Raw genomic sequence first — 12,232 nt, 5'->3', positions numbered from 1 at the left:
AGCCCGTCTCTATCCTCTGCCGATGCGCCTCTCCGTCTCCGTCGCCGTGCTCGCGGCCGTGCTCGCCCTGGGCGCGGCACGCCCGGCGGCGGCCCAGGCCGAGGCCGAGTTTGTCTGGGTCGGCGCGCCGCTGGCGGAGGCGTTGTACGAGCTGGCCGAGGCGACCGGTCTGGAGCTCGTGTTCGCGTTGCGGCTGGTCGATGACATCCGCGTGACCGGCCGGTTCCGGGCGTCCGACGACCCCGACCGGGCGCTCCGGTACCTGCTGCGCAGCACGGGCGTCCGCGCCGAGCGGATCCGCGAGGGCCAATACGTGCTCATCCGGGAGCCGCTCAACCTCCGGCCCGACATCGAGACGACGCGCGAGGCGTACACCGGCACGCTCGACGGCCGCGTGGTCGACGCCGAGACGGGCGCGGCGCTGATGGGCGCCCACGTCTGGCTCGTCGACCTGGGGCTGGGCGACGTCGTGGCCTACGACGGTGGGTTCGCCGTGCCCGACCTCCCGACGGGCCGCTACGTCGTCCGCGTGTCGCACGTCGGGTACAAGCCGGTCCGGCTCGAGCTCGACGTGTTCCCCGACTCGCCGCGGCTCCCACCCACGGTCCGGCTCCAGGCCGAGACCCTCGAGGCGCCCGACACGCCGGTCGTCGCCGGGCCCGACCCGCCCGGCCCGACGCCCGGCATGACGGAGCTCGGCGCGCGCCAGGCCGCCGCGATCCCCTACGCGCTCGGCGAGGCCGACCTCGCGGCGACGTTGTCGTGGCTCCCCGGCTTGTCGCGGACGGGCGGGGCCTCGGGCGCTCTCGTCGTCCGCGGGGCCGACCCGACCCAGACGCGCTACGTCCGCGACGGCGTCCCGCTGTACGAGCCGTGGCACGCCTTCGGGCTGTTCTCGGCGTTCCAGCCTGAGGCCCTGTCGCGCGTCCGGTTCCACCGGGGCTCGCTGCCGGCCCCGCTCGGCGGCGGGCTCGCGGCCGTCCTGGACGTCGAGACGACCGACGCGCTCTCGGGCGACACGCTGCGGACGCTCGGCCTCGGCGCCGTCGACGCCCGCGCGGTGGCGGATGTGCCGCTCGGCGACCGCGTCGGCGTCCACCTGGGCCTGCGGCGGTCCGTCCTCGGGCCCATCCTGCGCCCCGGCCTCCGTGCCGAGGGCGGCGCGTGGGTCCTGGACCCGACCGGCGGCGACCCCTTCCGCCGCGGCGACGCCCCCACGGTCGCGTTCGCCGACGCCGACGTCAAGCTCAGCGCGGCCGTCGGCGCGCACGCGCACGTCGACGTCGCCGGGGCGCTCGGGACCGACGCCGTCCGGATCGACCTGCCCGGGGCAGCGGGCGGGCTCGACTACGGCTGGCGGACGCACGCGGCGTCGGCGCGGTACCGCGGGCTCCAGGGCCCAAAAACGCTGGTGTCGGCGCTGGCGTACCGGACGGGCCACCGAGCGACCGAGGAGCGGCGGTTCCCGTCGGCCGTGGCCCGGACGGATCAGGCGCTCGTCGAGCACGGCGCCTCGGTCGACGTCGACCGGTTCGTGTCGCTCAAGCACCAGGTCCGCGCCGGCGTCCAACTCGCCCACCGCGAGGTGACCGGAACCCAGCGCCGTCCCGACGGTGCCGAGAGCGGCACGCAGCGCGTGGCCGAGGTCGCCTTCTACGCGATGGACACGTGGCGCCCGGCCGAGGGGTGGCAGGTCCAGCCCGGCGTCCGCGCCGAGGTCCGCGTCGACGGGGCGCGCGCGCTGAGCCTCGACCTCAGCCCGCGCCTCTTCGCCCGGTGGACGCCCGACGCCGACCGGCTGGTCGTCCGCGCTGGCGTGAGCCGCCAGACCCAGGCCGTCCAGCGCGTCCGCGACCGGGCCGACGGCCGCTACGCGCTCGCGGCGTCGCGGTGGCTTTTGACCGACCGAGACGTGCCCCTCGCGCGGGCGTGGCAGGTCGGCGCCGGCGTCGAGTGGGCCCCGTCGGACCCGTTCGCGTTCAGCGTCGACGTCTACGGCCGGCGGTCCCGGGGCTTGCTGGAGCCGCTGGCGGTGCCGGCGCGCGAGGCCGGCGTCGTCCCGGCGGACCTGTTGGCGGCGCATCCCGCGCACGACGGGCGCGCGGCCGGCGTCGAGCTGGCGGCCCGCTACGGCCGGGGCGACTGGACGCTCGGGTTCAGCGGCGCGCTCGCCCGGGCCCAGGTCCGCCCCGAGGTCGGCGGCGACTGGCGGCCCTCGGCGTACGACCGGCCCGTCGCGCTCGGCGTCATCGCCCAGCGCGGCCGGGGCCCATGGACCGCCGCCCTCCGCCTCGACATCGAGTCCGGCCTGGCCCGCCCTGACGGCCGGCGCGACGCGGTGCAGGTCCGCGCAAGCGCCGCCGTCGGCGCGAACGCGACGGCGTGGGGCCTGCGGTGGACCGCGCTCGCCCAGGCGACGGCCCGGCCCCGCGCCTCATCCGCCAGCCCAGGCGTCGGCGGCGTCGGCCTGCCCCTCGCGACCGACCCCCGCGGCCTGCCCGGCTGGCCCATCGTCAGCGTCTCGGCGAGGTGGTAGGGGAGGTCGAGCGGGTTCGGCGAGTCGGGCGGGTTTGGCGGGTTGCCGACCTTGCGCGGCCTGTGGAACCTGCCCGACTCGCGTAACCTGCCCCACCCGCTCAACCTCATGTTCAACTCTCAGCGCCGCGAGCGCCCCGACCCCGCCGACCTCGACCTGGTCAGTGGGACCGTCACGCGCGTCGCCCAGCAGAAAAAGGACCTCGACCGGGCCAGTGTCTTCATCGACGACAAGTTTGCCTTCGGGCTCGCCGTCGACCTGGTGATCGAGGCCGGCCTGCGCAAGGGCGTCGTGCTGACGGCCGAGCAGCAGCGAGCGCTCTTGGTCCGCCAGGAGACGTTCGCAGCCAAGTCGTCGGCGATGGCGGGCTTGTCGAACCGGGCGCGGACGGCCGACGAGGTCCGCCAGTCGCTGCTCCGCAAGGGGTTCGCCGAGGCCATCGCCGAGGACACCGTGGCCGACTTGGAGCGGATCGGGCTGGTCGACGACGAGGCGTACGCCCGGGCGTTCGCGAAGGACCGGTTCAACGGACGGGGCTACGGGCCGGCCCGGCTCCGCCAGGACCTCATGCGGAAAGGAGTCGGCCGGGCGACCATCGACGCGGCGCTCGCGGAGCTGACCGAGGCCGAGGACCTGGGCGCCGAGGCGCGCGAGCAGGCGGCCAAAAAGTGGCGGTCGCTCGCGTCCGAAGACGACCTCCGCAAGCGGAAAAAGAAGACGCTCGACTTTTTGGTCCGCCGCGGGTTCGGGTTCGACACGGCCCGGGCCGCCGTCGAGGCTGCGGCGACCGACGAGGACGCCGACGGCTGGGACCAAGCGTGACGCCGGCCGGCCTCCGCTGGGGGGCGACCGCGACGGCGGCGCTGGTCCTCATCGTCGGCGCCGCGTTCCCGGCCGTCGTCGCCGAGCGCGCCGGCGCAGGCGTGCCGTGGGAGACGGTCGCCGACGGAGCGCTCTACGCTGCGCTCCCGGCCGTCGGCTTGGTGTGGACCGTCCGGCTGGCGCGCGACCACCGGCTGGCGTCGTGGGCCGCCTTGGTCGGCGCCGTGCTGACCCTCGGTCTCGGGGTGGCCCTCTACGCCGCCGCCCTCCGTCCCGACGCCCGGCCGAGCGCGCCCGTCCTCGCGCTCGCCTTCGTCCCGCTCCGCCAGGCCGTCGCGGTCGCGTTCGTCGCGTGGGCCGTCTGGCTGGCGAGGCGGACGCGGTGATGGGGGACGGGAGGCGGTGAAACGGTCCGGTCGTCTCCCAGCGTTGATCGCGGGGCGGGGATCTTGCCCACATTTCTTCGGTCGGGCTGAGGGGGCTGGACGTCGAACAGCGATAGGGGAATAGGCGAGTCCTCGTTTGGCCGCCTTCTTTTTCAACCAGATCCCCCGAGGTCCGCCATGGCCGTGTTCACCGTAGCTGACTACGCCTGCCTCTCAACAGGAAGCCGCCGGCTGACGTTCAACGAGTTCATGTCCTTCGAGTTTAGGAGGCCCGACGGGTTCGTCGACGGGGTGAACCTTGCCCGGAGCGTCCTGTTCTTCGAGGCCAAGCCGAACGGTCCGACGCGCCTCAGCATCCACACGGGGATCCCAGGGCGGTCCGGGCGATTGGACGAGTTCGGGACCCACGTGACGGCGAACCCCATCGAGATCGGGACGGGCGACAACGACGACGAGCAGCAGCGGACGCTCCACCAAATTATCTCCCCGGAACGGATGGCATTCGATCCGGTCACGTTCGAGATCCAGGTGGACACCGGCGAAGTGGTGATCGCCGATGTCGTCCTCTTCTACCAAGTGCGGATCGACACGGCAGCAGAGTAGGCGAGCCCCCCGGTCTCTAATGCTCTCTATACTCGGAGGGCGCGCCTTACCGCGCGGGCAGGCATATCTCTACGGCGGCGCCTCGGGCGCCCTCCTGGCGGCCCTCGTCTCCCCGAACGAGCAGAACGCCAGCCTCTCCGGGAACGCCCACTTCTTCAGCAGCCGGGGTCCGTCGCTGTTCTGGTGGACGAGTCTCGACCGGCGGGGACGGTCGGGTCCCGTTTGAGGCCGGGCAGTCCCTGGCCGGCGTGTACGTCGTCTGGCCGGAGGCCGGCGAGCGGGCGGCCACGCAGACGGTCCTCATCGTCCGGTAGCGGGGTCCTCGTGCGGACCCGGTCGCGGGCGAGGGCCCTGGCCAGAATTCTTGCGACCGATTGAGGGGAGAGAGCACGGAACGGCGATGAGGAGACAAACACCCTCTCTTCCCATGCGCATGTCCTCTCGCTCCCGCCTCGTCGGGGCTCTCGCGGCGGTCCTGTTCGCCGCAGCACCCGTCCACGCCCAGCTCGCCGGCTCGCTCGACCCGAACGACGCATTCGGGAGCACGCTCGCCACCGGCGACTTCGACGGCGACGGCTTCGGCGACCTCGTCGTCGGCGTGCCGTATCAAGACGTCCGCGGCGTGATCCGGACGGGGAGCGTCCACGTGATCTACGGGGGCGCCAGCGGCTTGTCCGCCAGCCGGAACCGGATCTGGACCGTGGCCGACCTCGGGGTGAGCCCGGACCTCTTCGACCTGTTCGGGTTCGCCCTCGCCACAGGCGACTTCGACGCCGACGGGTTCGACGACCTCGCCGCGGGCGCCCCCTACCGGACGGTCGGGCCGTACCTGTCCGCGGGGGCCGTCGGCGTGCTCTACGGGTCGGAGGCGGGCCTCACGGCCGACCGCGCCCAGCACTGGACGCAGGACGACTTCGGCGCGCCGAACGAGGCGAGGCCAGACGAGTCGTTCGGCTACGCCCTCGCGGCCGGCGACTTCGACGGCGACGGCCGCGACGACCTCGCCGTCGGGACGCCGTTCGAGCCGCTCGCGAACGTCGAGCGGGCCGGCCTCGTGGACGTGCTCTACGGCACGGCGGACGGCCTCTCCGCCGACGGCCACCGTGCCCTCACACAGGCCAGCGCGGGAGGCCTCGGAGCGGACGCGAACTTTGGCGAGGCACTCTGCTCGGGCGACTTCAACGGCGACGGCTACGACGACCTCGCCGCCGGATCGCCAGGGCACCGGGTGAATCCGTACTCGTCGGGGCACAGAGCGGGAGCCGTGACGGTCTTCGACGGCTCCGAGAACGGCCTGGCGATCTCCGCTGCTCAGTCCATGACGCGGGGCTCTGACTTCCAAGCAAACGCTCGCTACGGGTCGTCCCTCGCGTCGGGAGACCTCGACGGCGACGGATTCGCAGACCTCGTTGCAGGGGTGCCCCTTTGGGATAACGGGGCTAATGCCGTCGATGCGGGCCTCGCCGAGGTCCTCTACGGAACAACGAGCGGGATCTCGACGCAGGGGCCGGTCACGTTCCGTGAGATCGGCAACAGAACCCTCATGGGGGCTGCCTTCGCCTTCGGCGACTTCGACGCCGACGGACGGGTCGACGTGTCCGTCGGATCTCCGGGGGGGTGGTATTCCACCGACCCCAGCCATATCCCTGGCGTGGGGCGGGTGTTCCATTTCCCTGGACGCTCCGACGGCCAGATCGGGTGGTCGAACTCGTTGTGGTTCCAGCAACCGGACCTCGGCGAGGTTCCGGAGACCGGCGACCGCTTCGGCGACGCGCTCGCGGCCGGTGACTTTAACGGCGACGGCTTCGAGGACCTCGCCATCGGCGTCCCGAACGAGGACCTGGACGGCGTGAGCAACGCGGGGGCCGTCCACGTGATGTACGGCGGCAACGGGGGGCCGTCCGTCGACAACACTCTGTTCCTCTACCAGGGGGCCGGCCTGCCCGTCGCCGACGAGGCCGGCCCCGAGGCCGCCCTCGACGTGTCGGCCGCGCCGAACCCGTTCCGCGACGGGACCGCCGTCCGGTTCGCGCTGGCCGCCGCCGGCCGCGTCCGGCTGGTCGCCTACGACGTGCTGGGCCGCGAGGTCGCGCGGCTGGTGGACGGCCCGCTCGGGGCCGGTCCGCACGAGGTCCGCTTCGAGGGTCGGGGGCTCCCCGCCGGCCCGTACCTCCTCCGCCTCGACGCCGGCGGGCTCTCGCAGGCGTGGACCGTCACCCTCGTCCGCTAGCCCGCTGGGAGCGCGTCGTCGGCCGCTCCCCATCCTGCGCAACCCCTCCGCCCATTGCCATGCGCCTTTTCGCTGCCCTCTGCCTGTGCGCGGCGGGCCTCCTCACGGCCTGCGACTCCGACGGCCGCGACGACGCCTTCGCCATCCGCGACGACGCCGTCCAGGTCTCGGTCGGGCGCAGCGTCGTCGTCAACGTCTTGGCCAACGACGCCGCGCCCGACGGCCGCGACCTCGACCTCGTGACGGTCGCCAGCCCGACGTGCGGGAGCGTCGCCGACACCGACGTGGAGACGGGGGCGGTGACGTACCGGGCCTCCTCGTCTCCCCGCTCGGCCCCCGAATGCGTCTTCGACTACACGGCGTCGGATGGGAGCCAGACGGGCACGGCGACTGTGACGGTGACGGTCGAATGAGCGAGGCCGGCCCCTCCCGCCTTGACGCCCTCGACGCGCTCGTCCTCGGACGGCCGCCCGGAGGGGACCGAAAGCGCCGCAGAGCGCCGCAGATCGCTCCCGTGAGAGCCCGAGGGGCGGTTTCCCGTGTCCACTGTGACCTGACCCTGGCCCCATGACCCGCTCTCTCCTCGCCCTTGCCGGCGTCGTTGTGCTCGCTGGATGCGACGCTCAGCCCTCGACGCCCGACCTCGACGCCCAGCTCCTGGACGCGGTCACGGCCGCGTCGGGTGGAGAGGGGGCGGGCGCGTTCCTCCTCCCCGAGGCGGACGACCTCGCCGCGATCCCCCAAGACCCCCGCAACCCGCTCACGCCCGAGAAGGTCGCGCTCGGCCGGGTCCTCTTCCACGAGACGGCGCTCGCCGTCAACGCCACCAAGCCTGAGGGCGTCGGGACCTACTCGTGCGCCTCGTGCCACCACGCCTCGGCCGGCTTCCGGGCCGGCGTTCCCCAGGGGATCGGCGAGGGCGGCGTCGGGTTCGGGCGGTTCGGCGAGCGCCGCGTCCCGAGCCCGGACTACGCCGCGGCCGAGCTCGACACCCAGCCGATCCGCTCGCCCTCAGCGCTCCACAGCGCGTGGCAAGACGTGATGCTCTGGAACGGCCAGTTCGGCGCGACGGGCACGAACGCGGGCACCGAGGCGTCCTGGACGGCCGGGACGCCGATCGAGACGAACAGGCTGGGGTACCAGGGGGTCGAGACCCAGGCCATCGCCGGGCTCACGGTCCACCGGTTGCAGGACGGTCCGGCCGCCGTCTACGCCACCGTCCCTACGTACCGCGTCCTGTTCGACGCCGCCTTCCCTGGCTGGCCGGCGGGCGCGCGGGCCACGGCGGAGACGGCCGGGCTCGCGATCGCGGCCTACGAGCGGACGCTCGTCGCGACGCGGGCCCCGTTCCAGCGCTGGCTCCGGGGCGAGGCCGGCGCCATGAGCATGGCGCAGAAACGCGGGGGGCTCGTGTTCTTCGGGCGGGCCAACTGCGCCACGTGCCACGCGGGGCCGACGCTCGCCTCGACGTCGTTCCACGCCCTCGGCATGGGCGAACTGGTCGGCCCCGGCGTGTTCTCGGACTTTAACCCGACCGACCCGGTCCACCTCGGCCGGGCGAGCTTCACGCAGCGCGACGGCGACCGGTACCGGTTCAAGACGCCCCAACTCTACAACCTCGCCGACGACGGGTTCTTCGGCCACGGGGCCACGTTCAACACGGTCCGCGAGGTCGTCGAGTACAAGAACGCGGCCGTGCCGCAGAGCGCGCTCGTCCCCACCGACCGGCTCTCGCCGGAGTTCCGCCCCCTCCGCCTGACGATGGACGAGGTGGACGACCTGGTGGCGTTCCTGGAGCGGGCGCTCTATGACCCGGACCTTTCCCGGTACGTGCCGCTCTCGATTCCGTCCGGGCAGTGCTTTCCGAACAACGACGCCGAGACGCGCCGGGACGTCGGGTGCGGGGCCACCGCCGCGCGCCCGCTCCGGCCCGTCGGCCGCGCGCTCCGTACGGGGTGGCGGTAGTCCCTGAGCACTGGCGTCCCCCCTCAACCTCGCCTTCTCCCCCCAGGGGGTGGAGAGGGGACCTGATACCAGGTCGCTGGTTTTATGCCTCACCCCACCTTGTCATCCTGACCCCGAAGGGACGGCGCAGCCAACGCAGCAAAGGGTCTCAACGCTGGCGTCAGAGACCATCGGAGCCGACGCGGCAGGTCTCGAAGTCCGAGTTGGGATCCTTCGCAGGCTCAGGATGACAGCAGGCTCAGGATGACAGGAGAGCAAGGCACAAATTCCGAGAACGGGAATGATCTTCTCGTACCAAACAGCTTCTCATCTTTCGGGCGGCCTCGCGTCAGAGGCGGAGGGCGCGGAGTTGGCGCCGGGCCTCCCGCGTGCGCGGGTTGGCCGAGCCGTAGTGGGCCTCGGTGATCTCGGTCACCTCGCGCAGGAAGGGCGCCGCCGCTCTGGCCCGGCCCTGGGCGGCGAGGCACGCCCCGAGGGCCGTCGTCGCGTGGAGGACCGCCCGGTCGTGCCGGGCCGCCGTCTCGGACCGGAGCGCGGCCAGGGCCTCCCGAAGAAGAGGCTCCGCCTCGGCGGGCCGGCCGGTCCGCACGAGCCACTCGGCGTACGACGTCTGGGCTCCGTAGTAGAACCGAGGGGCTCGGGCCGGGTCGATCCGGCGGAGGGCCTCGCGGAAGGCGACGCCGGCCTCCTCGATGTCTCCGGCGTCGCTGAGCGTGCGGCCCCGCTGCGCCAGGGCCACCCCCACCCACACGCTGCGGTCGTCGAGCGCGCGGCGGTAGGCGGCCTCGGCCCGCGCCGTCGCGTCGAGGGCCCGGGGGAACGCTCGGCCCTGGCGGAGGACGTCGCCCCAGATCAAGGTTCGGAACGCCGTGGTGGTGTGGTCTTCCCCGAGCACCTGGCCGCTCATCGCGACGCTCCGCTCGATCCACCCGGCGGCCTCCCGGTACCGGCCCCGCTCGTTCGCGAGGAGGCCCAGGCCGAAGAGCGACTCGGCGACGTCGGCGTGCTCGGGGCCGAGTAGGCGGCGTTGCAGGGCGAGGGCGGAGGTGATCTCGGCCTCGGCCCCCTCGAAGTCGCCGCGGTCGGTCCGCACGAGCCCCAGCCACAGCCGCGCGTGGGCCACCTCGGGGTGCGCCTCGCCGAACCGCTCGCGGCGGAGGGCGAGCACCTCGCCGAGCGCGCCCTCGGCGTCGGCGTATTTGCCGCGCATGTAGAGCACGCGGGACAGCTTCCAGACGGCCACGATGTGGGCCGGGTCGGTCGGGCTGTGAACGCGGCGGCTGAGGGCGACGATGGACCGGTGCATCCGCTCCGCCTCGTCCTTCCGCCCGTCCAGCGCCTCGACCTGGGCGAGCAGGCTGAGCGTGACGAAGACCTGGGGGGCGTCCGGCCCGTACAGGTCCCGCTCCATCGCCAGCGCACGTCGGTAGGCGCGCCGCGCGTCCGCGTGCCGGCCCGTGTCGGTGTAGAGGCCGCCGAGCTGGCGGTACGCGTCGGCGGCGCCCGGGGACGGCGGGGGGAGGGCGGCCTCCGTGATCTCCCTTGCCTGGTCCAGGAGCGCGCCGGCCTGCTCGTACTGGCCCCGCTCGCGGTAGACGCGGCCGAGGACCGTGAGCAGCCTCGCCTGGAGGTCCGGCTCCCCGGCGAGGTCGTCGGCTACCAGGTCCTGGCCCCTCGCCAGGAGGAGCGAGTCGCCCCGGCGTCCGCTCAGGGTGTACGGGTCGGCGGTCTCGAGCAGGCTCCCGAGGACGGCCGTCATGCGCTGCGCCCGGGCCGCCTCGTGCTGGGCCGCCTCCTTCTCGTGCTCGATCCCGCGCACGTAGAGCACGGCCACGACGGCGGCGAGCACCGCCAGCGCCGCCGTCGCCACGACCCCCGCCCGGTGGCGGCCCGCGAACCTGCGCGCCCGGTACCCGACCGTCGCGGGCCGGGCGCGGATGGGGAGCCCCGCCCGGTACCGCCGGACGTCGTCGAGGAGCGCGCCGACGGAGGCGTAGCGTTCGTCGGGCCGGTCGCGGAGCGCCGTCTGCACGATGGTGTCGAGGTCGCCGCGGAGGCGGCGCCGGAGGCGGGCGTCCTCGACGGCGGCGCTCGGCGGGCCGGGGGGCGACGGCGGCCTCCGCCCCGCGAGCAGCTCGTAGAGGAGGACGCCGAGCGCGTAGACGTCGGTCGCCGTCGTGACGGCCTCGCCCCGGCGCTGCTCCGGTGCCGCGTAGGCGGGCGTGAGCGGCCGACCGGTCCGGGTCACCGCCTCGTCCGTGTCGAGGAGCCGGGCGATCCCGAAGTCGAGCAGCTTGACGTGGGGCTCGCCCGCCTCGTCTTCGACGACGAGGACGTTGGACGGCTTGAGGTCGCGGTGGACGACGAGCCGCCGGTGGGCGTGCTGGACCGCCTCGCACGCCTGCTCGACGAGCGCCAGCCGGGCCTCGACCCCGAGTCGGTGGCGCTCGGCGTAGCCCGTGATGGGCTCGCCCTCGACGTGCTCCATCACGAGGTACGGACGCCCGTCGGGGGCGGCGCCGGCGTCGAGCAAGCGGGCGATGCCGGCGTGCTCCAGCCCGGCCAGGATCTGGCGCTCGCGCTGGAAGCGCCGGAGCACCTCGTCCGTGTCCATCCCGCGCTTGACCAGCTTGAGCGCCACGCCCTTCTCGAACGTGCCGTCGGCGCGCGTGGCCCGGTAGACGACGCCCATGCCGCCACGCCCGCACTCGCCCTCGATGCGGTAGGGGCCGAGGCGCGCTCCCGACGCGAGGTCCGGCTCTTCCGGCGGTCGCTCGGCGCCCGCCACGAGCGGGCCGGCGAACTCGACGGCCGTCTCGCCGACTGCCCGGGCCGCCGCGTCGGAGGTGTCGAGGAGGGACCGGACCTCGGCGCCCAAGTCGGGGGCGTCGGCGCAGGCCGCTCGGAGGAAGCGGTCCCGGTCGCCCGGCTCTCGCTCGAGGGCTTGGGCGAGCAGCGCGTCGACGCGCCGCCAGCGCTGGAGGGCGGGGTCGCTCATGGGGGCGGGGGCTCTCTCTCCATCGCCGGACCGGCGCCCGGCCCCTCATCCGCTGGCGATTCGGGGTCCTGGAGGGCGCGGTAGAGCCACAGCCGCGCCCGCACCCAGTCCCGCTCGACGGTCGCGACGGAGCGCCCGGTCACCTCGGCGATCTCGGCGTAGGTGAGCCCTCCGAAAAACCGGTACTCGACGACGTCGGCCAGGCGGGCGGACCGCTCGCGGAGCGACTCCAGCGCCCCGTCAAGAGCGATCACGTCGACGGCGCGGTCGTCGGCGGCGACCTGGACCGCGTCGAGGGACAGCTCGGGCGCCCCGCCGCCCCGCTTCTGCCGCAGCCGAGCGCGGGCCCGGTCGAGGAGCACGTAGCGCATGGCCCGGGCGGCGAGGGCCAGGAAGTGGGCCCGGTCCACGGGCTCGACCGACGCCCGGTCGACGAGGCGGAGGTACGCCTCGTGGACGAGCCCTGTCGTGTCGAGCGTGGCCCCGGGCCGGTGCGCGTGGAGGCGCGCGCTCGCGAGGCGCTTGAGCTCGTTGTAGAGGCGGCCGTAGAGCGCGTCGGCCGCTCCAGGACGCCCCGCTGCGGCGTCTCGGAGGAGCGTGGTGGGGTCGGCCGGAGATCGCTCCATGTCGATGGAGGGGACGGGGCAAGCTAGGGGGCCGGGCGCGCTCCACCAACTCGGCGGGCTCGCCCC

The 12,232-nt window shown here is 74.1% G+C and carries 9 protein-coding genes; 7 read left to right on the top strand and 2 right to left on the bottom strand.

Annotated elements, in window-relative coordinates; translation table 11 throughout:
- Positions 1 to 22 precede the first annotated feature (22 nt).
- From ACOOHE_RS13220 to ACOOHE_RS13190, 7 genes are all read left to right on the top strand, one after another.
- Positions 23 to 2,536, top strand: a complete 2,514-nt coding sequence (locus ACOOHE_RS13220) for a TonB-dependent receptor domain-containing protein (RefSeq protein WP_420454554.1) — start codon at positions 23 to 25, stop codon at positions 2,534 to 2,536.
- A 42-nt stretch (positions 2,537 to 2,578) separates the two neighbouring features.
- Positions 2,579 to 3,358, top strand: a complete 780-nt coding sequence (locus ACOOHE_RS13215; RefSeq protein ID WP_420454553.1) for a regulatory protein RecX — start codon at positions 2,579 to 2,581, stop codon at positions 3,356 to 3,358.
- Positions 3,355 to 3,744: a hypothetical protein gene (locus tag ACOOHE_RS13210; RefSeq protein WP_420454552.1), complete on the top strand. Its 390-nt coding sequence runs from the start codon at positions 3,355 to 3,357 to the stop codon at positions 3,742 to 3,744. The genes ACOOHE_RS13215 and ACOOHE_RS13210 overlap by 4 nt, the downstream gene beginning before the upstream one ends.
- Before the next feature lie 177 nt (positions 3,745 to 3,921).
- Complete coding sequence (locus ACOOHE_RS13205; RefSeq protein WP_420454551.1) at positions 3,922 to 4,347, top strand: hypothetical protein; 426 nt, start codon at positions 3,922 to 3,924, stop codon at positions 4,345 to 4,347.
- 433 nt (positions 4,348 to 4,780) lie between these two features.
- Positions 4,781 to 6,577, top strand: coding sequence for an FG-GAP repeat protein (locus ACOOHE_RS13200; protein ID WP_420454550.1), 1,797 nt, complete (start codon positions 4,781 to 4,783; stop codon positions 6,575 to 6,577).
- Positions 6,578 to 6,636: 59 nt separating this feature from the next.
- Positions 6,637 to 6,990, top strand: coding sequence for an Ig-like domain-containing protein (locus ACOOHE_RS13195; protein WP_420454549.1), 354 nt, complete (start codon positions 6,637 to 6,639; stop codon positions 6,988 to 6,990).
- Positions 6,991 to 7,144: 154 nt separating this feature from the next.
- Positions 7,145 to 8,542: a cytochrome-c peroxidase gene (locus ACOOHE_RS13190; RefSeq protein WP_420454548.1), complete on the top strand. Its 1,398-nt coding sequence runs from the start codon at positions 7,145 to 7,147 to the stop codon at positions 8,540 to 8,542.
- A 328-nt stretch (positions 8,543 to 8,870) separates the two neighbouring features.
- Here ACOOHE_RS13190 and ACOOHE_RS13185 read toward each other — a convergent pair whose 3' ends face one another.
- Both ACOOHE_RS13185 and ACOOHE_RS13180 read right to left on the bottom strand, forming a co-directional pair.
- Positions 8,871 to 11,540, bottom strand: a complete 2,670-nt coding sequence (locus ACOOHE_RS13185; protein ID WP_420454547.1) for a tetratricopeptide repeat protein — start codon at positions 11,538 to 11,540, stop codon at positions 8,871 to 8,873.
- Complete coding sequence (locus tag ACOOHE_RS13180) at positions 11,537 to 12,166, bottom strand: ECF-type sigma factor (RefSeq protein ID WP_420454546.1); 630 nt, start codon at positions 12,164 to 12,166, stop codon at positions 11,537 to 11,539. Before ACOOHE_RS13180 ends, ACOOHE_RS13185 begins: the two co-directional genes overlap by 4 nt.
- Positions 12,167 to 12,232: the final 66 nt, after the last annotated feature.

It is taken from the genome of Rubrivirga sp. (genome assembly GCF_965213695.1).
Lineage (GTDB): Bacteria > Bacteroidota > Rhodothermia > Rhodothermales > Rubricoccaceae > Rubrivirga.
This window is presented reverse-complemented; position numbering and strand designations above follow the sequence as displayed.

Excerpts from the sequence above, each read along its gene's own strand:
- ACOOHE_RS13220 (WP_420454554.1), top strand. The coding sequence starts at position 23 with ATGCGCCTCTCCGTCTCCGTCGCCGTGCTCGCGGCCGTGCTCGCCCTG.
- ACOOHE_RS13205 (WP_420454551.1), top strand. The coding sequence starts at position 3,922 with ATGGCCGTGTTCACCGTAGCTGACTACGCCTGCCTCTCAACAGGAAGC.
- ACOOHE_RS13200 (WP_420454550.1), top strand. The coding sequence starts at position 4,781 with ATGTCCTCTCGCTCCCGCCTCGTCGGGGCTCTCGCGGCGGTCCTGTTC.
- ACOOHE_RS13195 (WP_420454549.1), top strand. The coding sequence starts at position 6,637 with ATGCGCCTTTTCGCTGCCCTCTGCCTGTGCGCGGCGGGCCTCCTCACG.
- ACOOHE_RS13190 (WP_420454548.1), top strand. The coding sequence starts at position 7,145 with ATGACCCGCTCTCTCCTCGCCCTTGCCGGCGTCGTTGTGCTCGCTGGA.
- ACOOHE_RS13185 (WP_420454547.1), bottom strand. The coding sequence starts at position 11,540 with ATGAGCGACCCCGCCCTCCAGCGCTGGCGGCGCGTCGACGCGCTGCTC.
- ACOOHE_RS13180 (WP_420454546.1), bottom strand. The coding sequence starts at position 12,166 with ATGGAGCGATCTCCGGCCGACCCCACCACGCTCCTCCGAGACGCCGCA.